Here is a 24,251-nt window from a genome sequence, read left to right as displayed (position 1 = left end):
TTTATTTTTATGTATACGATTCGATAGCGAAAAGTAAAAAGTGGAGTGGTTAATGAACAACGTGAACAGTCTGCACGCCGCGCCAGACCTGCAAGACAAAGACGAATCCATCTTTCAGGCGCTGATGACCGCGATTGTCGAACATCAGCTGCTACCGGGAAGCAAATTGCCGGAAGAGGCGCTGGCGGAGGTCTTTGGCGTGAGCCGTACGGGCATCCGTAAGGTGCTGCAGCGACTCGCCGCTGTGCAAATGGTCACCTTAACGCCCAAACGTGGTGCACACGTTGCCAGCCCGACGGTCGAAGAGGCCCGGCAGATCTTCCGCACCCGCGCGCTGCTGGAGGTCGCCAATCTGCCGGACGTGCTGGCGCACTGTCAGCCACCGCATCTGGCGGCGCTGGCGTCAATCATCCGTCAGGAGCAGCAGGCGCATGAGGTTTACGACGGCCCGGCGGCGATCCGCCACTCCGCAAATTTCCATATTCAGCTGCAGGCCATCTCCGGCAATCAGGTCCTGACGGAGATGGTGACCCGCCTGAGCCAGCGCTCTTCGCTGGTGATTGCCACCTGGGGCGCGCCGTGGCGTCAGGGGTGCCGCTGCAACGATCATGAACAGCTTGTGGAGCTGCTGCGCCAGAAAGCGCTGCAGCCATTGAGCGATGCCCTGATGCACCATTTTGAACATATCGTTGCCAGCCTCTGTTTCGAACGGGCGGGTGAGTGCCTGCCTGATTTTGCCCGGCTGTTCGCCAGCCACAAGGAGTCGTAATGTCGTCTGTCTGTATACAAGTCATTAATCCCAATACCAGCCTCGCGATGACCGAAACCATCGGCGCGGCCGCCCGCGCGGTGGCTGCACCGGGCACGGAGATCCTCGCGGTCTGCCCCGGTACGGGGGTGCCCTCAATAGAAGGCCATTTTGATGAGGCCATTGCCGCCGTGGGTGTCCTTGAACAGATCAAAAAAGGCAGAGAGCAGGGGGTGGCGGGTCACGTGATTGCCTGCTTTGGCGATCCGGGGCTGCTGGCCGCGCGCGAGCTGGCACAAGGGCCGGTTGTCGGCATTGCCGAAGCCGCCATGCATATGGCCACGCTGGTGGCGACGCGCTTTTCCATTGTCACCACGCTGCCGCGCACGCTGATCATTGCCCGTCATCTGCTGCACCAGTATGGCTTTCACGATCGCTGCGCGGCCCTGCACGCGATAGATCTCCCGGTGCTGGCGCTGGAAGATGGCACCGGTCTGGCGCAGGAGAAAGTGCGCGCGCGCTGTATACAGGCCCTGAAAGAGGATGGCTGCGGAGCCATTGTGCTGGGCTGTGGCGGGATGGCAACGCTCGCCCAGGAGCTGACGCGCGAGCTGCGCGTGCCGGTGATCGACGGCGTCAGCGCGGCGGTGAAAATGGTGGAATCGCTGGTGGCGCTGGGGCTGTCAACCAGCAAGCACGGGGATCTGGCCTTCCCGGAGAACAAACCGTTAAGCGGACATTTTCAGGCATTGAATCCATTTTAATTTTTTGGGGGGGTAGCAATGGGGCTTTTTGAAGAGGGTTATCCGCGGGATCTGCGAGGCTACGCCAGCAACCCGCCGCATGCGCAGTGGCCGGATCAGGCACGCATCGCCGTGCAGTTTGTGCTCAATTATGAAGAGGGGGCAGAAAACCACGTCCTGCACGGCGATGCCGGGTCGGAACAGTTTCTCTCGGACATCATTGGAGCGGCCAGCTATCCGGACAAACATATGTCCATGGACTCCCTGTACGAATACGGCAGCCGCGCCGGATTCTGGCGGATCCACAATGAATTTCAGAAACGCGGCCTGCCGCTGACGGTCTTTGGCGTGGCGATGGCGCTGGCGCGTCATCCGGAGATTGTCGCGGCGATCAAGGCGGCGGATTACGACGTGGTCAGCCACGGCTGGCGCTGGATCCACTATCAGAACATGGATATCAACCAGGAACGTGAGCATCTGCAGAAAGCGGTGCACGTGCTGACCGATCTGTTTGGCAAACCGCCTACGGGCTGGTACACCGGGCGCGACAGCCCCAACACGCGCCAACTGGTGGTTGAGCACGGCGGTTTTGACTACGACAGCGACTACTATGGCGACGACTTGCCCTTCTGGACGGAAGTGGCCTGCAGCGATGGCAGCCGTAAACCGCACCTGATCGTGCCCTACACGCTGGACGCGAACGACATGCGCTTCGCCACCGCCCAGGGGTTTAATACCGCTGAGCAGTTTTATACTTACCTGAAAGACAGCTTTGACGTGCTGTATGAAGAGGGCGAAAGTGCGCCGAAGATGATGTCCATCGGCATGCACTGCCGTCTGCTGGGGCGTCCGGGGCGTTTTCGCGCGCTGCAGCGGTTCCTGGATTATGTGCAGCAGCACGAGCGGGTCTGGGTCTGTACCCGCCAGCAAATTGCCGATCACTGGCGGGACGTGCATCCGTTTCAGAAATAATTGAGCCGTATTTTGCCGGGTGGCGGCTGCGCCTTTCCCGGCCTACGACGACATCACACTCACCTGTGCCGCAACAATGCGCCACCCGTAAACAAACCGCACCCACGTCTGCTGCTGGCGGCCAATGCGTTCCGTCCCCTCGCGGGTAAATTCGGTGCTGCACACGGCATAATCCTCACCGAAGGTGGTGATCACGGTATTGCGCAACGTTCGCTGTAGCCCGGCGGAGGGCCGTGCCGCGCGAAAGGCGCGGATTTCATCAATGCCGTAGAGGTTTTCCCCCGCGCCCAGTCGCACCGTGTTTTTGTCGTGCCAGAACAGCTCATCCAGCACCGCAATGTTGTTGCTCACCAGCGCATCTTCGTAGCGGTAAAATGCGGCAGTGACATCCGCCACCACCCAGGGAAGGTTAATGTCGTCGTGATTGATCATGGTGCCATCTCCGCAGGACGGGCATCGGTTATCCCGCTCGCTTCCAGGACCCGCGCCACGCGCAGGCAGGCTTGTTCATTAAACGGCGCTGCGATGAGCTGCAGACCAATTGGCGCGCCCCGGGCGGTGCGTAGCGGAACGGTGGTGACGGGCAAACCCAGAAACGAAATCGGCTGCGTCAGCATCCCCATGCTGGCACGCACCGGCAGTGGCTCCCCGTTAATCTCCATGGTCTGCTCGCCGATCGTCGTGGCGCTGCGCGGCGTTGCCGGGGCGATCAGCACGTCGGCCTGCTCAAACAGTACCTTACAGGCCTGTCGGGCGTGGGCGCGAAAACGCTGGGCCTGAATATACCAGGCGGAAGGGATCATCGCTCCTGCCAACAGGCGTTCGCGGGAGTGTGGTTCGAAACGCGCCGGCTCACGGCGAAGAGACGGCAGGTACTGGTTCCCCCCTTCGGAGGCGCTGATGATGAATGCGGCAGAGCGGGCCAGTTCCGCATCAGGGAACTGAAGCTCCTCCTGGACATCGAGAGCACGTGCCACGCGCGCGACGGCTTCCCGGGCATCATCATTACACCACGTGCTGAAATAGCCGCCGAGGACCGCACAACGCAATCCATCCAGACCGCGATCGAGTAAGGGACGCGTCTGCTCGCGTGAGGACTCCGCCTGAAAAGGGTCGCAGGTGTCTCGTCCCTGCAGCGCATCGTACACGGACGCCAGATCGCACACGCGCCGGGCAAACGGACCAATATGATCGAGACTGGCGACAAACGGGTGGCTGCCGGAGCGTGACAGGCGGCCAAAGGTCGGTTTTAAGCCGTAAATTCCGCACAGGGATGCCGGGACGCGAATCGACCCGTTGGTGTCGGTACCCAGTGAAAAATGGACCAGCCCGGCGGCGACGGCGGCGGCAGAGCCACCGGAGGAGCCGCCTGCAATGCGCGTCAGATCGTGCGGATTACGCGTGGCGCCGTAGTGGCTGTTTTCCGTGGTAAAGCCGTAGGCATAGGCATCCATATTGACCATCCCGGACAACAGTCCTCCCGCGCTGCGTAGCTGGCGAACCGCAAAGCTGTCTGCGCTGGCAGCGGAACGCTTGCTGAACAGCTCGGCTCCGGCGAGGGTGGTGTGCCCGGCCACATCAAACAGGTTTTTTACCGCGTAAGGCACGCCCGCCAGCGGCGGCAGCGGGCGCTTTTCCCGGCGCAGGGTGTCGATATTTTCTGCCTCGGCCAGCATCCGCGCGTCGGTCACCGCCGTCCAGGCGTTGATCTGCGGGTTGATGCGCGCTATATCCTCCAGCGTCTGACGGGCGATCTCGCGGGCGCTTAATTCGCCTGCACTCAGCGCCTGCTGGATCGCGCTGATACTCATCTCGTGTAGCCTCATGCTTTGTATACTCCTGCGATCTCCAGACGGTCATCAAGCGGCAGCGCCATCAGCGGGGCGGCCATGGCGGCAATGCGGCTAAACTGCAGCTGAAGCTCCGCGCGGCGGGCGTCATCCAGCTCAACGCCCAGCACGGCCTCCATCTGCGCCAGGTAGGCATGCCAGTCAGGTTGTTGTGTTGTCATTCTTCTCTCCTCAGTATCCGGCGGCGGCACCGTTGCTGCGCGGGTCGAACGCGCCTTCAAACAGCCCGTTCGGGTGGCGGACAATCGCCCCCGCGTGGCCCATGGCTTCGCTAAAGTCCGGGAAGATCTCCACCTCGTGGCCGAGCGCCTGCAGGCGTGCGATCGTCTCAGGGGAAAACCGGCCTTCCACTTTTAAGGTGTCTGAGGTTTGTCCCCAGGTGCGCCCCAGCAGCCAGCGCGGACGGGAGATGCTCTCCTGCAGCGGCAGACCCTGCACCACATAGCGGGTAAAGAGCGTGGCCTGGGTTTGCGGCTGACCGTCACCGCCCATGGAGCCGTAGACCATTACCCGTCCGTCGTTCAGACGCGCCGCGGCCGGGTTCAGGGTATGGAACGGCTGTTTGCCCGGCGCGAGGGCCAGAAGATGTGCGGAATCGAGGCTGAACGACGCCCCCCGGTTCTGCCAGACGATACCGGTATCCGGGAGCACCACGCCGCTGCCGAACTCGTAATAAATGCTCTGGATAAACGACACGGCCAGGCCGCTGTTATCCATCACCCCCATCCACACCGTATCGCCGGGGCCTTTGCCGGTGCCCCACGGCGCGGCATGGTTATCGTCAACCCGGTCGGCGAGCGCCTGAAGCGCCGCAGGATCCAGCAGGCTCTGAATATCGGTTTTCAGCTCGCGCGGGTCGGTGATGTGGGCATCTCGCAGGCCAAAGGCCAGTTTGGTGGCTTCCACAATACGATGAACCGTCCCGGCGTCGTCGGCATCGGCCATTGCCAGACGGTCGGTAATGCCGAGGATCGCCAGCGATACCAGCCCCTGCGTCGGCGGGGCGAGGTTCCAGACCTCACCCTGCTGATGTGCTAATTTCAGCGGCGTGGTGCGCCGGGCGACATGCGCGTTCAAATCGGCCAGCGTAATCGGCAGGCCGAGCGTCTCCATCCCACGGGCCAGACGCGCCGCCAGCGGGCCGCGATAAAAGCTCTCCAGACCCTCTTCGGCAAGTTGTGTCAGCGTGGAGGCCAGCGCCGGTTGATAAAACCGGCTGCCGACCTCCGGTGGTTTGCCGTCAACCAGCCAGGTTTCCGCGAAGCCGGGCAGGTCTTTCAGTTCGTCGAATTTACTGGCGGTGGCGCTGGCCTGCGAGGCCGTGACCGGCGTGCCGTTGCGGGCATAGTCAATGGCATCTGCCAGCAAACGCGTCAGCGGCAGGGCCTTGCCCGTCAGCGCGTGTGAGACCTTAAGCGCCTCCTCCCAGCCACTGACGGTACCCGCCACGGTCAGCGCCGCACGGGGCCCGCGGTGGGGAATGTGTGTCAGATCGCCATAGGCGGCAAGCGTCGCCAGCGATCCCGCCGCGCCGCTGGCATCGATGGCAATCGGTTCGCCGCCGGGGGGGACGATAAGCCAGAAGCCATCGCCGCCCAGGCCATTCATATGGGGATAGACCACGGCAATGGTGGCCGCCGCCGCGACCATCGCTTCAATCGCGCTACCGCCGTCGCGCAGCACCGACAGTGCGCTCTGGCTGGCAAGATGATGGGGGGCAACCGCCATTCCGTGTACGGAGACATTACTTTGCATGAACAGTCCTCATAACCCTGAAAGTCACAAGGCGCTGCAAAAGCTGTTCCAGGTATGAATGAAAAGTTTCATGTTATCCCGGCTGATATGCTGGCATGCTTAATGAATAGAGAGCGAGAGACGAAACAAACGTTACAGAGGCGTTATGGAACAGCTTGATGAACGACTGAAAGCACAATACGCGTCACTATCGCCGCAGGAGCAGCGGGTGGCGGATTTTATTTTCGACCACTTCGACGATCTGATCAGCTACAACAGCGCCGAGCTGGCGCAGCTGAGCGGGGTGTCGAAAGCCACGGTGAGCCGCCTGTTTAAGCGTCTGGGCTATGAGAAGTATAAGGACATGCGTGATGAGCTGCGTACCCTGCGCCAGAGCGGTATGCCGCTGACCGACAACCGCGACGCGGTGCAGGGCAACACGCTGCTGGCGCGTCACTATAAGCAGGAGATGGCCAACCTGACCCAGTGGGTGAATGCTCTGGATGCCCAGCAGTTTGCCGACGCGATGGCGTGCATGGTAAAGGCGCGGCGCATTGTCATTATCGGGATGCGTAACGCCTATCCGGCGGCGCTGCACCTGCGTCAGCAACTGCTGCAGGCGCGCGGGCAGGTGCTGGTACTGCCGCAGCCGGGGCAGAGCCTGAGCGAAGAGCTGGTGGATCTCACCCCCGACGATCTGGTGGTGATGATGGCCTTTCGCCGCCGACCGCGCATTATCCGTCCGCTGCTGCAGCAGCTTCAGGGCAGCGGTATCCCGGTGCTGCTGATGTGCGAGCCGCAGGCGCACAGCCTGTTTCCGCTGGCGAGCTGGCAGCTTTGTGCCCCGCTGGACAGCGTCTCGGCCTATGACAGCTACGCCTCGGTCAATAGCCTGATCAACCTGCTGGCGAATGCCTTCCTGCATGAAATCCTCGATAAAGGCCGTCCGCGCATTCATGAGATCGCCACCCTGTATCAGCACTTGGACGAGCTCGAACAACGATAATGGGGCATCAGCGTGGTGCTTTGCATTTAAATGGTGCAGTGAAACGGGGCGGAAAAGAGACAGCTTTTCCGCCCCGTCCTCGTTTTATAAGGCATTACAACAAAATCCCGCGTTTCGCTTTAACTGGCACATTAGTTGCAAAATCCAATTCAAAGAATCTTTTGTTTCATGTTAACGTTACGGGGAAGCACCATGAAAAAATTGTTGATTGCACTGGCCGGGGCCGTTTGTCTGTTCACTAACCTGCCTGTAAAGGCGGACCAGCTTCAGGATATCGAGAAACGCGGCACCATCCGCATTGCCGTTCCGCAGGATTTCCCGCCGTTCGGCTCGGTCGGGACCGATCTGCAGCCGCAGGGTTATGACATCGATATGGCGCGTTATCTGGCCAAACAGATGAAGGTCAAGCTGCAGCTGGTTCCGGTGACCAGCGCCAACCGCGTGCCGTATCTGCAAACCGATAAGGTGGACCTGGTGATCTCAAGCCTCGGGAAGAATGCGGAACGTGAAAAGGTGATCGATTTTAGCCGCGCCTATGCGCCGTTCTTCCTCGGCGTGTTTGGCCCGAAAGGCGCAGAACTGAAAGATGCCGCCGCCCTGAGCGGCAAAACCATCGGCGTGACGCGTGGTGCAGTGGAGGACATGGTGCTGACCAGCCTGGCGCCGAAAGACGCAGACGTAAAACGCTATGAGGACAACAACACCACGCTGTCGGCGTATCTGTCCGGACAGGTGCAGTATGTGGCCACCGGCAACCTTGTGGTGGCAGCCATCTCGCGCCAGAACGCGGAGAAAGCCCCGGTGCCGAGCTTTATGCTGAAAGATTCACCGTGCTTTATCGGTCTGAAGAAGAACGAACCGGCGCTGAAGGCGAAAGTGGATGCGCTGATTGAACAGGGTATTAAAGACGGCACTCTGAACGGCTTCTCTGAGCAGTGGCTCAAGGCGCCGCTGCCGGCAAGCCTTGGCGTGTAAGGCAATGACAGAGCAACTCCATTTCTCTGAGCTCTGGCCGCACTGGCCGGCGCTGCTGGCCGGGCTGTGGGTCACCATTCAGTTGACGGTGATGGCGACCCTGGGCGGTCTGGCGATTGGTATTTTCGGGGCGGCCATTCGCAGCGGGCGGGCGACGTGGTTTAGCCGGATCTGGGGCGGTTACGTGGAGATTATCCGTAACACGCCGTTTGTGGTGCAGCTGTTTTTTATCGTCTTCGGCCTGCCCAATATGGGGCTGAAGATGACGGCGGGTGAGGCGGCACTGCTGGCGATGGTGGTCAATCTGGGCGCGTACAGCACCGAGATCGTCCGGGCGGGCATTCAGGTGACGCCAAAAGGGCAGTGGGAGGCCGGACGCGTGCTGGGGCTGACCCGTACCCAGACCTTCATCCGCGTGGTGTTGCCACCTGCGCTACAGCGTATTTATCCGGCGCTGGTGAGCCAGTGCATTATCGTGATGCTCGGCTCGTCGGTGGTGTCGCAGGTCTCGTATGAAGAGCTGACCTTTGCCGCCAACCTGATCCAGTCCAGAACGTTTCTGAGCTTTGAGGTTTATCTGGTGACAACCGGGATTTACTTAGCGCTGTCAATTACCCTGCGTCAGCTGATGATGGCGGCAGGACGCAAATGGCTGGGGGTGCAGGCATGATGACCACCTTTACCGACTGGGACATTATTCGCAACCTGCTGCTGGCCGGGCGCTGGACGATACTGCTGTCGCTGGTGGCGTTTGTCGGCGGCGCGGTGGTGACCCTGCCGCTGCTGCTGCTGCGCCTCACTGGCGGGCGAATGATCATGCGCCTGATCCGTGGCTATATTGAGCTGTTTCAGGGTACACCGCTGCTGATGCAGCTGTTCCTGGCGTTCTTCGGCGTGGCGCTGTTCGGCATCGATGTCTCGCCATGGACCGCCGCCTCGCTGGCCCTCACGTTTTACACCAGCGCGTTTTTGCTTGATATCTGGTTTGGCAGCATTCGCGCGCTGCCCAAAGGGCAGTGGGAAGCGTCGCGCTGTCTGGGGCTGACCTTTGGCCAGACGCTTTATCGGGTAGTCGCGCCGCAGGCGCTGCGCATCGGCATCGCCCCGACGGTCGGTTTTGCCGTGCAGGTCATCAAGGGCACCGCGCTGGCGTCGATCATCGGCTTTATCGAGCTGACCAAGGCCGGGACGATGCTGACCAACGTGACGTATCAGCCGTTTAAGGTCTTTGCGCTGGTGGCGCTCGGCTACTTTATTCTGTGTTATCCGCTGTCGCGCTACAGCCGCTATCTGGAGACGAAATTCAATGCCTCTCATCACCATTAATCAGGTGCAGAAGTACTACGGCGAAAACCACGTGCTCAAGGGCGTCGATCTGGATATCGACATGGGCCAGGTGATCTCCATTATCGGGCGCAGCGGGTCGGGCAAAAGCACGCTGCTGCGCTGCATCAACGGGCTGGAAGGGTATCAGGACGGCAGCATCAAGCTGGGCGGCATGACCATTACCGACCGGGATTCTCAGGCGCGTGAAATCAGCCGCTCGATCGGGATGGTGTTCCAGAACTTTAACTTGTTCCCGCACATGACGGCGCTGGAAAACGTGATGCTCGCCCCGCGTCGGGTGCTGAAGAAAAGCGCCGCCGAATGCCGGGCGCTGGCGCAGCAGATGCTGGAGAAAGTCGGCCTCGGCGATCGTCTGGATTACTACCCGTCGAGCCTCTCCGGCGGCCAGCAGCAGCGCGTGGCGATTGCCCGTGCGCTGGCGATGTCACCAAAAGTCTTACTTTGTGACGAGATCACCTCCGCGCTCGACCCGGAACTGGTGGGTGAAGTGCTTAAGGTGCTGGAGCAGCTGGCAGCAGAAGGGATGACCCTGATTCTCGTGACCCATGAAATGAATTTTGCCCGCGAAGTGGGCGACCGCGTGGTGTTTATGCACCAGGGGAAAGTCTGGGAGCAGGGCGACAGCAAAACGCTGTTTGCTAACCCGCGGACCACCGAACTGAAGCAGTTCATCTCCTCCGTGCGCGGCCTCAACTGATAAGGACTTAACAATGGATATCGCTCAATTTCCGCAACTTAATCCGCCGCAGCGTCTGCTGATGGGGCCGGGGCCGATCAACGCCGATCCGCGCGTGCTGCGCGCCATGTCGAGCCAGCTGATTGGTCAGTACGACCCGGCGATGACCCACTACATGAACGAGGTGATGGCGCTCTATCGCGGAGTGTTCCGCACCGAAAACCGCTGGACGATGCTGGTGGACGGTACCTCCCGCGCGGGCATTGAGGCGATTCTGGTGTCGGCCATTCGCCCGGGCGATAAAGTGCTGGTGCCGGTGTTTGGCCGCTTCGGCCATCTGCTGTGCGAAATCGCCCGCCGCTGCCGGGCGGAAGTGCATACCATCGAGGTGCCGTGGGGCGAGGTGTTTACCCCGGATCAGGTGGAGGATGCCATCAAACGTATTCGTCCCCGTCTGCTGCTGACCGTTCAGGGGGATACCTCCACCACCATGCTGCAGCCGCTGGCCGAGCTCGGCGCGATTTGCCGCCGTTATGACGTGCTGTTTTACACCGACGCCACCGCGTCGCTCGGGGGGAACGCGCTGGAAACCGATGCCTGGGCGCTGGATGCCGTCTCCGCTGGCATGCAGAAATGTCTTGGCGGCCCGTCCGGCACGTCACCGATCACCCTGAGCGCACGCATGGAAGAGGCGATCCGCCGCCGCAAATGCGTCGAGGAGGGGATCCGCACCGACGCTCATCGCGACGGCGACGAGGAGATGATCTACTCCAACTATTTCGATCTCGGCATGGTGATGGATTACTGGGGGCCGGAGCGGCTGAACCATCACACTGAAGCCACCACCGCGCTGTTTGGCGCCCGCGAATGCGCGCGGCTGATCCTGCAGGAGGGGCTGGACAACGGCATCGCCCGGCACAAGCTGCACGGCGATGCGCTGCTGAAAGGCATTCAGGCGATGGGGCTGGAGACCTTTGGTGACCTGAAGCACAAGATGAACAACGTGCTGGGCGTGGTGATCCCGCAGGGCGTTAACGGCGATCAGGTGCGTAAGCTGATGCTGGAAGATTTCGGTATCGAAATTGGCACCTCGTTTGGCCCGCTGCACGGCAAAGTGTGGCGCATAGGGACCATGGGCTATAACGCCCGTAAAGATTGCGTAATGACCACCCTGAGCGCGCTGGAGTCGGTGCTGAACTACCTGAAATTTACCACCCCCCAGGGGGCGGCGATGCAGGCCGCGTGGGATCATTATCGCCGCGAGACGTCACAATGAGCCCGGCGGCAGAGCGGGTGATGGCCCGTGCCGATGCGCTGGCCGCCATCAGCGAAACCCCGGACGGCCTGACGCGGGTTTATCTCTCCACGCAGCATCTGCAGGCCAACCAGCTGGTCGGGCAGTGGATGAGCCAGGCGGGCATGACCGTCTGGCAGGACAGCGTAGGGAATATTTGCGGGCGCTATGAGGCGCAGCAGGAGGGCGCGCCGGCGGTACTGCTTGGCTCGCATCTGGATACCGTGCGCAATGCCGGGCGCTACGACGGCATGCTCGGCGTGCTCACCGCCATTGAGGTGGTGGACAGCCTGCATCAGCAGGGCGTGCGCCTGGCGCAGGCCATCGAGATTGTTGGTTTCTGCGACGAAGAGGGGACCCGCTTCGGCATTACGCTGTTAGGCAGTCGCGGCCTGACGGGCACCTGGCCGGAGAATTGGCTTGATACCTGTGATGCCAGTGGCATAAGCGTGGCGCAGGCGATGGTGCAGGCGGGGCTGGATCCCGCACGGGTGGCGCTTGCCGCACGGCGGCAGGAGGACTTCAGCGCCTGTCTGGAGCTGCATATTGAACAGGGGCCGTGCCTGGAGCAGGAGGGGCTGGCGCTGGGGGTGGTGGAAGCCATTAACGGTGCGCGGCGTCTGAACTGTCACTTTACCGGCGAAGCCGGGCATGCCGGAACCGTGCCGATGGCGCACCGTAAAGATGCCCTGGCCGCGGCTGCCGAATGGATGGTGCAGGTTGAAAACACCACCCGCCAGCGCGGCGGCAATCTGGTTGCCACGGTGGGGGCGTTACGCTGTCTGCCCGGCGCGGTCAACGTTATTCCCGGCGAAGTGGCGCTCTCACTGGATATTCGCGGCCCGCAGGATGCCCCGCTGGACGCACTGCTCACTGAACTGCTCATTCAGGCGGAACAGATCGCAGCCCGGCGTGGGCTCAGTTTCAACGCCGAGGAGTTTTACCGGATCGCCGCCACGCCGTGCGATGCCAGCCTGCAATCGTTGTTAGGGGAGGCCGTGACATCGGTTCAGGGCCGCACCCTATCGCTGCCGAGCGGTGCCGGGCACGACACCATTGCGCTGGCAGAACGCTGGCCGGTGGGGATGTTGTTTGTGCGCTGCAAGGGGGGCATCAGCCACCATCCGGCGGAGTCGGTGATGGCTGAGGATGTTGCCCTGGCGATTGAGGCGTTTGGGCGGGCGGTGAGAGCGCTGGCTGACGGTGGCGCGCGTTAAGCCACCGAACGCACCGCATCTTCGATATCAGCGCTCACCCGTACATCCTGGTCGTCAAACACCATGCAGTGATGGTCGTCAAACGCCACGTCTATCTTCTGCCAGGGCGCGAACTTCACGTCGCCCGGCAGCAAGATCTTCACGTTGTCATGGCCATAGCATTGCCCAAACAGGTAAGTATTGTTTCCCAGTCGCTCCACCACTTCACAGTTAAATTCCAGCCGTGTGCCGCGGTGAAGGTCGGTGGTTAAATGTTCCGGGCGGATGCCCAGCGTGACCTGACTGCCCGGCTGCAGCGGTGTGGTGGTCATCGTGAGCGTGAGCGACTTCTGTTGCGATAGCCTGACGGTAAGCTTACCGGGCTGCCAGGCTTCAACGGTCGCCGGGAGAAAGTTCATCTTCGGAGAACCGATAAACCCGGCGACAAACTTATTTGCCGGTTTGTAATAGAGATCCATCGGGGCGCCCATCTGCTCAACCCTACCATAGTTCATGACCACGATCTTGTCGGCCAGAGTCATCGCTTCGATCTGGTCGTGCGTGACATACACCATGGTGGTTTTCAGCTCCTGGTGCAGGCGGGCAAGGTGCAGACGCATCTCGACGCGCAGTTCGGCGTCCAGGTTAGAGAGCGGTTCATCAAACATAAAGACGCGCGGGTTACGCACGATGGCGCGGCCTATTGCCACGCGCTGGCGCTGCCCGCCCGAGAGCTGTTTAGGTTTGCGATCCAGCAGGTGGGAGAGCTGCAGCGTTTTTGCCACCATCTCCACCTGGTGACGGATCTGTTCTTTTGGGACCTTATTCACCTTCAGCCCGTAGCCCATGTTTTCGGCGACCGTCATGTGCGGATAGAGCGCGTAGGACTGAAACACCATGGCCACGCCGCGGTGGGAAGGCGCGACGTCGTTCATCACCTCATTACCGATTAAGACTTCACCTTCGCTAATCTCCTCCAGACCGGCAATCATGCGCAGCATGGTCGATTTACCGCAGCCGGAAGGGCCAACAAAGACGGCGAATTCCCCGTCTTCAATTTCAAGATTCACGTTGTGCAAGGTGACGGTGTCGCCAAAGCGCTTGGTGACATTCCTTAACTGTATGTTTGACATCAGTGTTCCCCGAGTAAACCGCTGTCTATGTTTTACGTATAACAATTAGATTAAACATAGCTGGACGGTGCAATTTGTCTGCATTGACTATAACTTCCAGTATTCACGCGCCCTATACAGATTTTCCATTAATGTTATGACGATCACACAACTTACAGTTTTATGTAGAGTTATCATGATGTGAAGGGTAGCGTATAACAAACCAAAGGCATTTGGTGTCAGACGTACAACGCCAGTTTTATCAGGATATATAGCGGGGTTTGTAGGGCGTCAGGTGCAATAACAGCCATAAAATTGTTATACCTTCACATGAGGTTGATAATGAAAAAGAACATACTCGCTGCTCTGATCCTCTCTACGCTCGCGGTACAGGCTCACGCCACCGCGCAGCTTAACGTCTGGGAAGACATCAAGAAGTCGTCCGGTATTAAAGATGCGGTGGCTGACTTTGAAAAACAGTACGACGTTAAGGTCAACGTCCAGGAGACACCTTACGCCCAGCAGCTGGAAAAACTGCGTCTGGATGGCCCGGCGGGCATTGGCCCGGACGTGCTGGTGATCCCTAACGATCAGCTGGGCGGTGCCGTGGTGCAAGGGCTGCTGACCCCCCTGAATCTGGAGGCTAAGCAGACCGAACAGTACACCCCGGCCTCAATCAATGCCTTCAAAATGGATAACGCCCTCTACGGCGTACCGAAAGCGGTCGAGACGCTGGTGCTGATCTACAACAAAGACCTCATCGACAAGCCGCTCAACTCGCTGCAGGACTGGTATGACTTTTCGAAACAGCAGCGCGCGAAAAACCAGTACGGCCTGCTCGCCAAGTTCGACCAGATTTACTACAGCTGGGGGGCAATTTCCCCAATGGGCGGCTACATCTTCGGTCATAACGACAAGGGCGGCTATAACGCCAGCGACGTTGGCCTGAACAAGCCGGGCGCGGTAGAGGCCGTGACGTACCTTAAAAAATTCTACGCCGACGGGATCTTCCCGGCCGGGATACTCGGTGACAACGGCCTGAACGCCATTGACTCCCTGTTCACCGAGAAGAAAGCGGCAGCCGTGATCAATGGGCCGTGGGCATTCCAGCCGTATGAAGCGGCCGGGATCAACTACGGCGTTGCGCCGCTGCCAACGCTGCCCGACGGCAAGCCTATGAGTTCATTCCTTGGCGTGAAAGGCTACGTTGTCTCCACGTGGAGCAAAGACAAAGCCCTGGCGCAGAAATTTATCGAATTCATCAACCAGCCGCAGTATGTGAAAACACGCTACATCGCCACGCGTGAGATCCCGCCGCTTACCGCGATGATTGACGATCCGGTTATCAAAAACGACGAAAAAGCGAGTGCCGTCGCGGTACAGTCGGCGCGCGCAACTGCCATGCCGGGCATCCCTGAAATGGGTGAAGTCTGGGGGCCAGCCAACGCCGCGCTGGAGTTGAGCCTGACCGGCAAACAGGATCCTAAAGCCGCGCTGGATAGCGCAGAAAAACAGGTCCAGATGCAAATCGAAGCCATGCAGGCCAGCAACCAGTAATTTTCTGCCGTCGCAAAACGGGAGGACTCTCTCCCGTTTTTTTGAAAGGAGTTGTCTGTGAGTATCATCCCGGAAAATTTTGCCAGACCGCACGGGGCCGGGCGCCATGCCTGGACCGGCCTGCTGCTGGCGTTCATTCCCGGCTTCGGCCAGTTCTACCATCGTCAGTGGCTGAAAGGGATCATCTTCCTGGTACTGCTGATCAGTTTTATTGGCGTATTTGCCGATTTTCTGCGCGAAGGGCTGTGGGGGCTGGTGACGCTGGGTGAGGAGGTGCCGCGGGACAACTCCATCTTCCTGCTGGCTGAGGGGATCATCAGCGTGCTGATCGCCGCGTTTGGCGTGATGGTCTGGTACCTGTCGATGCGTGATGCGTGGGTGAATGGCAGAAAACGCGATGCGGGGCTTGCGCTTAACAGCGTGCGCAAGCAGTACCAGATGCTGCTGAGCGACGGCTTCCCGTATCTGATGATCACGCCCGGCTTTATCCTGCTGGTGTTTGTGGTGGTTTTCCCGATCCTGTTCGGCTTTGCCATCGCCTTTACCAATTACAACCTCTATCACACGCCGCCGGCCAGGCTGGTGGACTGGGTTGGGTTTAAGAACTTCATCAATATCTTCACGCTTTCTATCTGGCGTTCGACCTTCTTCGACGTGCTGCAGTGGACGGTGGTCTGGACCCTGCTCGCCACTACGCTGCAATGTTCGGTAGGCGTGCTGCTGGCCATTCTGGTGAACCAGAAAGATCTGCGCTTTAAGCCGCTGATCCGCACCATCTTCATTCTGCCCTGGGCGGTGCCGGGCTTTGTCACCATCCTGGTGTTTGCCGGAATGTTCAACGACTCCTTTGGGGTGATCAACAACGCCATCCTGGCCTTCTTCGGCATCGCGCCAAAAGCGTGGATGACCGATCCGTTCTGGACCAAAACGGCGCTGATTATGATGCAGACCTGGCTCGGCTTCCCGTTTGTTTTCGCCATGACCACCGGCGTGCTGCAGGCCATTCCGGACGATCTGTACGAAGCGGCGACCATGGACGGCGCCAGCAGCGCGACTAAGCTGCGTACCATCACGCTGCCGTTGGTGCTGTACTCGATTGCACCGATTCTGATCACGCAATACACCTTCAACTTCAATAATTTCAACATCATCTACCTGTTTAATAACGGCGGACCGGCGGTGGTAGGGTCGAATGCGGGTGGGACGGATATCCTGGTGTCGTGGATCTACAAACTGACGATGTCCTCTTCGCAATATGCGATTGCGGCGACCATCACTATCCTGCTGTCGATCTTTGTCGTCGGGCTGGCGCTGTGGCAGTTCCGCGCCACGAAATCGTTCAAAAATGACGACATGGCGTAAGGAACGTAACAATGGCTCAATCACAAAGTATTAAACGTGAGAAGTGGGTTCGCCTCTCGCTCTCCTGGCTGGTTATCGTGCTGGTCTCGATAGTCATCATTTACCCGCTGGTGTGGACGGTCGGTGCGTCGTTTAACGCGGGTAATAGCCTGTTGAGCTCGTCGATTATTCCGGAGAACTTCTCGGTGCAGCACTATGCCGACCTGTTCAACGGCCAGGTGAACTACATGACCTGGTACTGGAACTCAATGAAAATCAGCTTCCTGACCATGGTACTGACCTTAATCAGCGTCAGCTTTACCGCCTACGCGTTTTCGCGCTTTCGCTTTAAGGGGCGCCAGAACGGTCTGATGCTGTTCCTGCTGCTGCAGATGATCCCCCAGTTCTCGGCGCTGATTGCCATCTTCGTGCTGTCGCAGCTGCTGGGCCTTATCAATAGCCATCTGGCGCTGGTGTTGATCTACGTGGGCGGCATGATCCCGATGAACACTTACCTGATGAAAGGCTACCTCGATGCCATCCCGAAAGATCTGGATGAATCCGCGCGCATGGACGGGGCCAGTAATTTCCGGATTTTCATCGAAATTATCATGCCGCTTTCGAAGCCGATTGTGGCGGTGGTGGCGCTGTTCTCCTTCACCGGGCCGCTGGGGGATTTCATCCTCTCCAGCACCATTTTGCGCACCCCGGACAAATACACCTTACCCATCGGGCTTTATAACCTGGTGGCGCAAAAAATGGGTGCCAGCTACACCACCTACGCGGCAGGCGCGGTCCTGATTGCGGTGCCGGTGGCGATCCTCTACCTGGCGTTACAAAAATACTTCGTCTCCGGCCTGACCTCCGGGAGTACCAAAGGATAATCATGAAAAGACTCAAACCCGCTTTGCTCGCCGTTTGCCTCTCATGTGGCCTTGCCGCGAGTGCTTTTGCTGCCGACGCGGTGAAAACGCGTCCGTTTAACGCCATTCCTGCCGATTTTATTAAGGGGGCGGATATTTCGACCCTGCTGGAAGCCGAACAACATGGCGCGAAATTCTATAACCAGAACGGCCAGCAGCAGGATGCGATTGCGATCCTGAAGGCCAACGGCGTGAACTATGTGCGTCTGCGCTTGTGGGTAGATCCGCAGGATGCGAGCGGCAAGACCTATGGCGGTGGCAGTAACAACCTGGAAAACACGATTGCGCTGGCGAAGCGCGTGAAGGCGCAGGGCCTGAAGCTGCTGCTCGACTTCCACTACAGCGATTTCTGGACCGATCCGGGCAAACAGTTCAAGCCAAAAGCCTGGGAGAAAATGGACTACCCGCAGCTCAAAACGGCGATCCATGACTACACCCGCGACACCATCGCCCGCTTTAAGCAAGAGGGCGTCCTGCCGGACATGGTGCAGATCGGTAACGAAATCAACGGCGGCATGCTGTGGCCGGAAGGCAAAAGCTGGGGGCAGGGCGGCGGCAAATTTGACCGTCTGGCCGGACTGCTCAACGCCGCGATTAGTGGGCTAAAAGAGAATCTGACCGGCGGCGAGCAGGTGAAAATCATGCTGCACCTGGCGGAAGGGACCAAAAATGACACCTTCCGCTGGTGGTTTGATGAGATCGCGAAGCGCGACGTGCCGTTCGATATCATCGGGCTGTCGATGTACACCTACTGGAACGGCCCGATAAGCGCGCTGAAGGCCAATATGGATGACATCAGCAAGCGCTATAACAAAGACGTGATTGTGGTGGAAGCGGCCTACGGCTATACGCTGGACAACTGCGATAACGCCGAGAACAGCTTCCAGGCGAAAGAAGAAAAAGACGGCGGCTATCCGGGCACTGTTCAGGGCCAGTACGATTATATTCACGATTTGATGCAGTCCGTTATTGACGTGCCGGGCCATCGTGGCAAAGGCATCTTTTATTGGGAGCCGACCTGGATTGCCGTACCGGGCACCACGTGGGCGACCAAAGCTGGCATGAAATATATCCATGACGAATGGAAAGAGGGGAATGCTCGCGAGAATCAGGCGTTATTTGATTGCCAGGGCAAAGTGCTTCCGTCAATAACCGTATTTAAGTAATTTTTATCTTCATTCAGGACGTTTTTAATATGAATAAATTTGCGCCTTTAAGCCCTAAGGTCGCGGCGTTATTGCATGGCGCCGACTATAACCCGGAGCAATGGGAGAATTATCCCGGTATTATTGAAAAAGATATCGCCATGATGCAGCAGGCGAAATGTAATGTGATGTCGGTAGGGATATTTAGTTGGGCGAAACTGGAACCGCGTGAAGGGGAATATGATTTTGCGTGGCTGGATAATATTATTGAAAAACTGTATGCGGCAGGTATTCATATTTTCCTTGCTACGCCAAGCGGCGCGCGTCCGGCGTGGATGTCGCAAAAATACCCTGAGGTGCTGCGCGTCGGGCGCAACCGCGTGCCCGCGCTGCACGGAGGCCGGCATAACCACTGCATGTCGTCTCCGGTCTACCGCGAAAAGACGATGAAAATTAACAGCCTGCTGGCGGCGCGTTATTCGCATCATCCGGCGGTGCTGGGCTGGCATATCTCCAATGAGTACGGCGGCGAATGCCACTGTAGCCTGTGCCAGGAACGCTTCCGCGACTGGCTAAAGGCGCGCTACAAAACTCTCGACGCGCTGAACCATGCGTGGTGGAGCACCTTCTGGAGCCACACCTACACCGACTGGTCGCAGATAGAGTCCCCTGCGCCGCAGGGAGAAGTGTCGATTCACGGCCTCAACCTCGACTGGCGTCGCTTCAATACCGCACAGGTGACTGATTTCTGCCGCCATGAAGTGGCCCCGCTAAAAGTAGCGAATGCGGAACTGCCGGTAACCACCAATTTTATGGAGTATTTCTACGATTACGACTACTGGCAGCTTGCGAAGGCGATCGACTTTATCTCCTGGGACAGCTACCCGATGTGGCACAGGGAGAAAGACGAAACGGCGCTTGCCTGCTACACCGCCATGTATCACGACATGATGCGTAGCCTGAAGGGCGGTAAGCCCTTCGTGCTGATGGAATCGACGCCGAGCACCACCAACTGGCAGCCAACCAGCAAGCTGAAAAAGCCGGGGATGCATATTCTCTCGTCAATGCAGGCGGTGGCGCACGGAGCGGATTCGGTGCAGTACTTCCAGTGGCGTAAAAGCCGCGGGTCGGTGGAGAAATTCCACGGCGCGGTTATCGACCACGTGGGTCATCTGGATACCCGCGTCGGGCGTGAAGTGACGCGCCTGGGCGAGATGCTGGCACGCCTGCCGGAGGTTGCAGGTTGCCGTACCGAGGCCCGGGTGGCGATTGTCTTCGACCAGCAAAACCGCTGGGCGCTGGATGATGCGGAAGGCCCGCGCAATATGGGAATGGAGTACGAAAAAACCGTCAACGAGCATTATCGTCCGTTCTGGGAAAAAGGGATCGCGGTGGATGTCATTGACGCTGACGGCGATCTGAGCCGCTACGCGCTGGTTATTGCCCCCATGCTCTACATGGTGCGCGAAGGTTTCGCCGGGCGGGCGGAAGCCTTTGTGGCTAATGGCGGGCATCTGGTGACGACCTACTGGACCGGCGTGGTGGATGAGACCGATCTCTGTCATCTGGGCGGTTTCCCGGGCCCGCTGCGCAAGCTCCTCGGCATCTGGGCGGAAGAGATTGATTGCCTTGGCGAGGGGGAGCGAAACCTGGTTCAGGGGCTGGCGGGCAATGCCGCAGGTCTGCAGGGGCCATACCAGGTTCGTCATTTGTGCGAGCTGATCCACACCGAAACCGCCCAGGCGCTGGCGACCTACCGGGATGATTTCTACGCCGGACGGCCGGCAGTAACGGTCAACCGTTTTGGCAAAGGCAAAGCCTGGCACGTGGCGTCGCGTAACGATCTGCCGTTCCAGCGCGATTTCTTTGCCGCCATTATCGACGAACTGGCTCTGCCGCGCGCCATTGACGGCGATTTCCCTCCGGGAGTGGTTGCGACGGCGCGCACGGACGGCGAAACGACCTGGGTGTTTGTGCAGAACTACACGGCCCAGCAGCAGATCATCACGCTGCCGGGTGGCTACACCGATTGCATGACCGATGCCGCCGCTGCGGGCGATACCGCTCTGTTGCCCTGGGACTGTCGGGTGCTCAGGCGCAAAGCGTAGTTGATTTTCTGAGGGTTCCCCACAAAATAATGCCTGCAAGGAGGACCCCCTCTCCCTTGAGGGAGAGGGTTGGGGTGAGGGGGAACATATGGCTGTAGAGGTCATTCCGTTCACTTTATGTTCCTTGCTACTCTGTAACGGCATGACTTGTGAACGTGCCAGGGCGGCTCAATCGCCGCCGCCCTGGCGACCCGGGCTCCCGGCGGTAAATCGCCGCTTCGCGGTGCCTTCGGCTTATTCCTTCCGGCTTATCGGGGACGGGCGGAGGTAACATCCCTGTAAATCCGCCCTCTCGGCGCATCCCTGCGCCTCGCCCCGGCCTGCAGGAAACGCCTCAGCGATTTACAGCCGGACCAGGGCGTCGCTGTAAGTCGTTCATTTTCCTGAAGCAACATTCGTCGCTTTCGGTAAAAAAATTACTGGGGAACCCTCAGCCCTGTGGGAGAGGGCTGGGGTGAGGGCATCAGACCGCACCGTCCGGGCAAAAAAGGCACAGAACGCCTGCTCTACGAGCGGGCATTTTTTTATCTGCATAACAGAGAGGCGTATTATGAACAGTCAAATTACCCAGCGTTTAATTCCCGCGTTTGGCGGCGACGATAATATCGAACACGTCGAAGCCTGTATTACCCGCCTGCGCGTGACGGTAAAAGATTTAAATAAAGTTGACTCAGAGGCGTTACAGAATGAAGGGGCGCTGGGCGTAATTATTATTGGCCAGCAGGTGCATGCCATATTTGGCAGGCAGTCTGATGCCTTACGTCAATTATTAGATGAACATTTTAATCAGTAAATAAAAAAAGGGATAGCCAAAATAATGGCTATCCCGAAACAGGCGAATAAACTGCCAGTTGTTGGAGATACAATAACGATTAACGCATTTTAGAAATAAATATTACCACCAGGCTTCAACCTGCACGCCGAAGTTCCAGGTATTACTGGCGGTGCCGTCTTCGAAGGATTTCCCATGTTCGGAATCATTCAGGTAAGAGGCAAACACGCGTAGCTCGGGACGTGACATAAAATCAGGTCCGTCCGCCAGACCTAAGGCGATCGTGTACTTCTCACCGCTCTGCTTGTAGTTAGAACCGTCAGTATAGGTATCTTTCTGGTAGAACCCGCCTACTTCACCAATCAGACGCACGTACTCGGTGAACTGATACTGCGCGCGGCCCACCAGTGAAATCAGGCGCGATTTATCGGTATACTGCGTGGTGTCGTCTGCCGAGCCCCAGGTCAGGACGTGGTTAAAGGAGAACTTGTCGGTAATGGGAATTAAGCCGGTGTTAATCACGCGGTAGCCGCTGGCATCGTTCACATAGTTCCACATGTCGTACCAGCCACCCCCCTGTGACACCATGTTCTGTGCCAGACCTTTATTGGCGTACTGCAGCACCAGCTTGTTATAGCCGCCAAACATATCCTGGCTGATCTCACCGGTGACCATCACGCCGTTATCGGCCTCGTACAGCCCGCCGTACTCTTTCTGCTTGTTGGTCGGGTTTGGCATGGCGTAATCAATACCCACTTCCGTCCACGCGCCCGCCCACGGCTTCCAGCCCGCATAGCGAAGGTCGATGTAGTTGATGTTAACGTCGCTGTCGCCATCCACGCGGTAGTCCACGTCGTTGGCATCGCCGCGGATCCACGCAACGGAGACTGCGCCCGGGCCAAGCGTGTAGTTCTCAATACCCGCACCGGAGCCGGAAATATTCCAGTATTTGGTATCAATGATGTGCAGGTCATGGCGCTGGTAGTAGCGCTTACCGCCCCAAATCACCGCATTGGGATCCCCGGGGATCAGCCCCTTGATCTGCAGGTTAAGCTGGCGCAGGCCAAACTGGGCATCGTCATCTAAGGTGGTTTCATTGTCGTTGGAGCCGTCTGAGACCATGCTCACCATGCTGTCGAGATAGAAACTGACGTCGTTCTTTTTGTAGACCTCAGAGCCCAGTTCCAGCTCGCCATAGGTATCGGCCTCGTTACCCAGACGGCCAATTTTGTTTTTTTGCCACTCCTCCATCCCACCATCCCGTGAGACGCCCACGCCGGAGCGAAGATATCCATGAAAATCAATCGGTACTGAAGACGCTGCAAACAGCGATGGAGACGCTAACGCGGCAGCCAACGCAACAGATACAGAGCGGATCGTCGTGTTCATTGTAACCCTCTTATTGTTTTGTAATACGTTCACAAATCCGCTGTCATAAAATGCCTAAACCCGTTAACTGGCAATTGCACGATCCTAAATGTGTGATTAACTGCAAATAAAATAGACAATTTTGTTACGAGTAATGAGATCGAACATAAATTATGGCATTGTGAGCGTCATACTTTTTGATGGCGTTATGCCCGCAGCGAGAGGGTGGTAAGCGTTTTTTTTCAGCACCCCTGTTACAATCAGCGCATAACAACATAAGGAACCGGACCATGAAGTCAAAAAGCGCAACGTTAGAGGACGTGGCACGCCATGCGGGCGTCTCCTATCAGACCGTGTCCAGGGTACTGAATAAATCTGCCAATGTATCCGAGGCCACGCGCCACAAGGTTGAGAAATCCATAGAGTTATTACGGTATGTACCCAACCGACTGGCTCAGCAGCTGGTGGGCAAGCAGAGCCAGACCGTTGGGCTGGTCACCATTTCACTGGCGCTGCACGCGCCTTCTCAGGTGGCGGCGGCGGTGAAACGCTATGCCAATGTGGAAGGCTACCAGGTACTGATCTCAATGATTGATGAGAACGTCAACCACAGCATCCAGGATTCCATCAACGAGCTGAAATCCCAGCTGGTGAACAAAGTGATCATCAACGTGCCGCTGGAGGCTGAAGCGGCGCAGAAAATCGCCACCGACAACGATGATATTGTCTGCCTGTTCCTCGACGTGGACCCGTACAGTTCCGTGTTTAACGTTTCGTTTAACCCGGCGGACGGCACCCGCGCCAGCGTTAAATACCTTTACGAGCTGGGCCATCGCGACATCGCCCTGCTGGCGGGGCCGGAGTCCTCTGTGTCGGCACAGTTGAGGCTGAAAAGCTGGATCGAGACCCTGAAGGGCTACGGCCTGGAGCCAGCATCGGTCATCCGCGGCAACTGGGATGCGCAGAGCGGGTATGCCGGTGCGCTGCAGATGCTGCGCGAAACGCCGCAATTTTCCGCTGTGCTGGTGGCCAACGACCAGATGGCGCTGGGCGTACTGAGCGCCTTCCACCAGCAGCAGATTTCCATTCCGGGCGAGAAGTCGGTGATTGGCTACGATGATACCTACGAAAGCTCGTTCTTCTACCCGGCGCTGACGACGGTCTCACTGGATTTAGATCTGCAGGGTAAAGAGGCGGTGCGCCGTATTCTGGACAGCGGCGAAGAGAGTGCCCTGCGCATGTCCTCGATTTTACCTGCCCGTCTGGTGGTGCGTCAGTCCACCGGGCCGAAAGGGGAGAAGGGAAAAAACCTGCAGGCGCTGGCCCAGCAGTTGCGCGAGATTGCGCATCAACTGGGTGATGTATAGCGAAGTGAGCACCTCAA

The 24,251-nt window shown here is 58.5% G+C and carries 22 protein-coding genes and 1 pseudogene; 17 read left to right on the top strand and 6 right to left on the bottom strand.

Annotation, left to right across the window (positions count from 1 at the left end; all coding sequences use genetic code 11):
- The first annotated feature begins 52 nt into the window (after positions 1 to 52).
- From NQ842_RS16125 to puuE, 3 genes and pseudogenes are all read left to right on the top strand, one after another.
- Positions 53 to 769, top strand: coding sequence for a GntR family transcriptional regulator (locus NQ842_RS16125; RefSeq protein WP_194516398.1), 717 nt, complete (start codon positions 53 to 55; stop codon positions 767 to 769).
- A pseudogene (gene hpxA / locus NQ842_RS16120) lies at positions 769 to 1,646 on the top strand (allantoin racemase). The gene NQ842_RS16125 and the pseudogene hpxA overlap by 1 nt, the downstream one beginning before the upstream one ends.
- Positions 1,564 to 2,463, top strand: a complete 900-nt coding sequence (gene puuE / locus NQ842_RS16115) for an allantoinase PuuE (RefSeq protein ID WP_228485870.1) — start codon at positions 1,564 to 1,566, stop codon at positions 2,461 to 2,463. Before hpxA ends, puuE begins: the two are co-directional and overlap by 83 nt.
- A gap of 42 nt (positions 2,464 to 2,505) precedes the next feature.
- Here the strand turns inward: puuE and hpxZ are convergent, their stop codons facing one another.
- The 4 genes from hpxZ to hpxW are packed head-to-tail and all read right to left on the bottom strand — an operon-like array spanning position 2,506 to position 6,068.
- Positions 2,506 to 2,895, bottom strand: a complete 390-nt coding sequence (gene hpxZ, locus NQ842_RS16110) for an oxalurate catabolism protein HpxZ (protein WP_153908186.1) — start codon at positions 2,893 to 2,895, stop codon at positions 2,506 to 2,508.
- Positions 2,892 to 4,289 carry an AtzE family amidohydrolase gene (locus NQ842_RS16105; protein ID WP_194516395.1) on the bottom strand — a complete coding sequence of 466 codons (1,398 nt, stop codon included), beginning with the start codon at positions 4,287 to 4,289 and terminating at the stop codon, positions 2,892 to 2,894. The genes hpxZ and NQ842_RS16105 overlap by 4 nt, the downstream gene beginning before the upstream one ends.
- Positions 4,286 to 4,474, bottom strand: coding sequence for an oxalurate catabolism protein HpxX (gene hpxX / locus NQ842_RS16100; RefSeq protein WP_014831359.1), 189 nt, complete (start codon positions 4,472 to 4,474; stop codon positions 4,286 to 4,288). Before hpxX ends, NQ842_RS16105 begins: the two co-directional genes overlap by 4 nt.
- Before the next feature lie 10 nt (positions 4,475 to 4,484).
- Positions 4,485 to 6,068: an oxamate amidohydrolase gene (gene hpxW / locus NQ842_RS16095; protein ID WP_257256061.1), complete on the bottom strand. Its 1,584-nt coding sequence runs from the start codon at positions 6,066 to 6,068 to the stop codon at positions 4,485 to 4,487.
- Between the two features lie 145 nt (positions 6,069 to 6,213).
- Here hpxW and hpxU point away from each other — a divergent pair, with 145 nt between their 5' ends.
- From hpxU to hpxK, 7 genes are all read left to right on the top strand, one after another.
- On the top strand, positions 6,214 to 7,053 hold the full coding sequence (gene hpxU / locus NQ842_RS16090; protein WP_046889769.1) for a MurR/RpiR family transcriptional regulator HpxU: 840 nt from the start codon (positions 6,214 to 6,216) through the stop codon (positions 7,051 to 7,053).
- A gap of 192 nt (positions 7,054 to 7,245) precedes the next feature.
- Positions 7,246 to 8,028, top strand: coding sequence for a transporter substrate-binding domain-containing protein (locus tag NQ842_RS16085; protein ID WP_046889770.1), 783 nt, complete (start codon positions 7,246 to 7,248; stop codon positions 8,026 to 8,028).
- A 4-nt stretch (positions 8,029 to 8,032) separates the two neighbouring features.
- The gene (locus tag NQ842_RS16080) at positions 8,033 to 8,698 is read left to right on the top strand and encodes an amino acid ABC transporter permease (RefSeq protein ID WP_014831363.1); all 666 of its coding nucleotides are present in this window, start codon (positions 8,033 to 8,035) and stop codon (positions 8,696 to 8,698) included.
- On the top strand, positions 8,698 to 9,354 hold the full coding sequence (locus tag NQ842_RS16075; RefSeq protein WP_083021234.1) for an amino acid ABC transporter permease: 657 nt from the start codon (positions 8,698 to 8,700) through the stop codon (positions 9,352 to 9,354). Before NQ842_RS16080 ends, NQ842_RS16075 begins: the two co-directional genes overlap by 1 nt.
- A complete protein-coding gene (locus NQ842_RS16070; RefSeq protein WP_118283085.1) occupies positions 9,335 to 10,072 on the top strand; it encodes an amino acid ABC transporter ATP-binding protein in 738 nt (245 codons plus the stop codon). The genes NQ842_RS16075 and NQ842_RS16070 overlap by 20 nt, the downstream gene beginning before the upstream one ends.
- 13 nt (positions 10,073 to 10,085) lie before the next feature.
- Positions 10,086 to 11,327, top strand: coding sequence for an alanine--glyoxylate aminotransferase family protein (locus tag NQ842_RS16065; protein ID WP_096928490.1), 1,242 nt, complete (start codon positions 10,086 to 10,088; stop codon positions 11,325 to 11,327).
- On the top strand, positions 11,324 to 12,562 hold the full coding sequence (hpxK, locus tag NQ842_RS16060; RefSeq protein ID WP_118283084.1) for an allantoate amidohydrolase: 1,239 nt from the start codon (positions 11,324 to 11,326) through the stop codon (positions 12,560 to 12,562). Before NQ842_RS16065 ends, hpxK begins: the two co-directional genes overlap by 4 nt.
- Here hpxK and NQ842_RS16055 read toward each other — a convergent pair.
- Positions 12,559 to 13,674, bottom strand: a complete 1,116-nt coding sequence (locus tag NQ842_RS16055; protein WP_063411294.1) for an ABC transporter ATP-binding protein — start codon at positions 13,672 to 13,674, stop codon at positions 12,559 to 12,561. The two genes, hpxK and NQ842_RS16055, sit on opposite strands and share 4 nt — an antisense overlap.
- Positions 13,675 to 13,995: 321 nt before the next feature.
- On the opposite strand from NQ842_RS16055, the gene NQ842_RS16050 reads away from it, so the two are divergent.
- The 6 genes from NQ842_RS16050 to NQ842_RS16025 all read left to right on the top strand — a co-directional run bounded on the left by NQ842_RS16050 (position 13,996) and on the right by NQ842_RS16025 (position 21,520).
- Complete coding sequence (locus tag NQ842_RS16050; RefSeq protein ID WP_047362240.1) at positions 13,996 to 15,210, top strand: extracellular solute-binding protein; 1,215 nt, start codon at positions 13,996 to 13,998, stop codon at positions 15,208 to 15,210.
- 57 nt (positions 15,211 to 15,267) lie between these two features.
- Complete coding sequence (locus tag NQ842_RS16045) at positions 15,268 to 16,572, top strand: carbohydrate ABC transporter permease (RefSeq protein ID WP_014831369.1); 1,305 nt, start codon at positions 15,268 to 15,270, stop codon at positions 16,570 to 16,572.
- Between the two features lie 11 nt (positions 16,573 to 16,583).
- The gene (locus tag NQ842_RS16040; RefSeq protein ID WP_047362238.1) at positions 16,584 to 17,435 is read left to right on the top strand and encodes a sugar ABC transporter permease; all 852 of its coding nucleotides are present in this window, start codon (positions 16,584 to 16,586) and stop codon (positions 17,433 to 17,435) included.
- A 2-nt stretch (positions 17,436 to 17,437) separates the two neighbouring features.
- Positions 17,438 to 18,640 (top strand): arabinogalactan endo-beta-1,4-galactanase, encoded by a 1,203-nt coding sequence (locus tag NQ842_RS16035; RefSeq protein WP_257256060.1) that lies wholly within the window; start codon positions 17,438 to 17,440, stop codon positions 18,638 to 18,640.
- Positions 18,641 to 18,669: 29 nt separating this feature from the next.
- Complete coding sequence (locus NQ842_RS16030; protein WP_194516391.1) at positions 18,670 to 20,727, top strand: beta-galactosidase; 2,058 nt, start codon at positions 18,670 to 18,672, stop codon at positions 20,725 to 20,727.
- Between the two features lie 550 nt (positions 20,728 to 21,277).
- Positions 21,278 to 21,520, top strand: a complete 243-nt coding sequence (locus tag NQ842_RS16025) for a PTS transporter subunit EIIB (RefSeq protein WP_014831373.1) — start codon at positions 21,278 to 21,280, stop codon at positions 21,518 to 21,520.
- 102 nt (positions 21,521 to 21,622) lie between these two features.
- Here the strand turns inward: NQ842_RS16025 and NQ842_RS16020 are convergent, their stop codons facing one another.
- Positions 21,623 to 22,888: a maltoporin gene (locus NQ842_RS16020; protein ID WP_043951598.1), complete on the bottom strand. Its 1,266-nt coding sequence runs from the start codon at positions 22,886 to 22,888 to the stop codon at positions 21,623 to 21,625.
- Between the two features lie 269 nt (positions 22,889 to 23,157).
- Here NQ842_RS16020 and NQ842_RS16015 point away from each other — a divergent pair, with 269 nt between their 5' ends.
- Positions 23,158 to 24,234: a LacI family DNA-binding transcriptional regulator gene (locus NQ842_RS16015; RefSeq protein WP_014831375.1), complete on the top strand. Its 1,077-nt coding sequence runs from the start codon at positions 23,158 to 23,160 to the stop codon at positions 24,232 to 24,234.
- Positions 24,235 to 24,251 lie beyond the last annotated feature (17 nt).

This window comes from Enterobacter cloacae complex sp. R_G8 (genome assembly GCF_024599795.1).
GTDB lineage: Bacteria > Pseudomonadota > Gammaproteobacteria > Enterobacterales > Enterobacteriaceae > Enterobacter > Enterobacter dissolvens.
The sequence above is the reverse complement of the archived record's forward strand: the minus strand, read 5'-3'. Positions and strand labels throughout refer to the sequence as shown.

Coding starts and splice junctions, on each gene's coding strand:
- NQ842_RS16020 (WP_043951598.1), bottom strand. CDS start 22,888: ATGAACACGACGATCCGCTCTGTATCTGTTGCGTTGGCTGCCGCGTTA.
- NQ842_RS16030 (WP_194516391.1), top strand. CDS start 18,670: ATGAATAAATTTGCGCCTTTAAGCCCTAAGGTCGCGGCGTTATTGCAT.
- hpxX (WP_014831359.1), bottom strand. CDS start 4,474: ATGACAACACAACAACCTGACTGGCATGCCTACCTGGCGCAGATGGAG.
- NQ842_RS16075 (WP_083021234.1), top strand. CDS start 8,698: ATGACCACCTTTACCGACTGGGACATTATTCGCAACCTGCTGCTGGCC.
- hpxK (WP_118283084.1), top strand. CDS start 11,324: ATGAGCCCGGCGGCAGAGCGGGTGATGGCCCGTGCCGATGCGCTGGCC.
- hpxZ (WP_153908186.1), bottom strand. CDS start 2,895: ATGATCAATCACGACGACATTAACCTTCCCTGGGTGGTGGCGGATGTC.
- NQ842_RS16015 (WP_014831375.1), top strand. CDS start 23,158: ATGAAGTCAAAAAGCGCAACGTTAGAGGACGTGGCACGCCATGCGGGC.
- NQ842_RS16085 (WP_046889770.1), top strand. CDS start 7,246: ATGAAAAAATTGTTGATTGCACTGGCCGGGGCCGTTTGTCTGTTCACT.
- hpxW (WP_257256061.1), bottom strand. CDS start 6,068: ATGCAAAGTAATGTCTCCGTACACGGAATGGCGGTTGCCCCCCATCAT.
- NQ842_RS16035 (WP_257256060.1), top strand. CDS start 17,438: ATGAAAAGACTCAAACCCGCTTTGCTCGCCGTTTGCCTCTCATGTGGC.
- NQ842_RS16050 (WP_047362240.1), top strand. CDS start 13,996: ATGAAAAAGAACATACTCGCTGCTCTGATCCTCTCTACGCTCGCGGTA.
- NQ842_RS16125 (WP_194516398.1), top strand. CDS start 53: ATGAACAACGTGAACAGTCTGCACGCCGCGCCAGACCTGCAAGACAAA.
- hpxU (WP_046889769.1), top strand. CDS start 6,214: ATGGAACAGCTTGATGAACGACTGAAAGCACAATACGCGTCACTATCG.
- NQ842_RS16105 (WP_194516395.1), bottom strand. CDS start 4,289: ATGAGGCTACACGAGATGAGTATCAGCGCGATCCAGCAGGCGCTGAGT.
- NQ842_RS16040 (WP_047362238.1), top strand. CDS start 16,584: ATGGCTCAATCACAAAGTATTAAACGTGAGAAGTGGGTTCGCCTCTCG.
- NQ842_RS16070 (WP_118283085.1), top strand. CDS start 9,335: ATGCCTCTCATCACCATTAATCAGGTGCAGAAGTACTACGGCGAAAAC.
- NQ842_RS16080 (WP_014831363.1), top strand. CDS start 8,033: ATGACAGAGCAACTCCATTTCTCTGAGCTCTGGCCGCACTGGCCGGCG.
- NQ842_RS16065 (WP_096928490.1), top strand. CDS start 10,086: ATGGATATCGCTCAATTTCCGCAACTTAATCCGCCGCAGCGTCTGCTG.
- NQ842_RS16025 (WP_014831373.1), top strand. CDS start 21,278: ATGAACAGTCAAATTACCCAGCGTTTAATTCCCGCGTTTGGCGGCGAC.
- NQ842_RS16055 (WP_063411294.1), bottom strand. CDS start 13,674: ATGTCAAACATACAGTTAAGGAATGTCACCAAGCGCTTTGGCGACACC.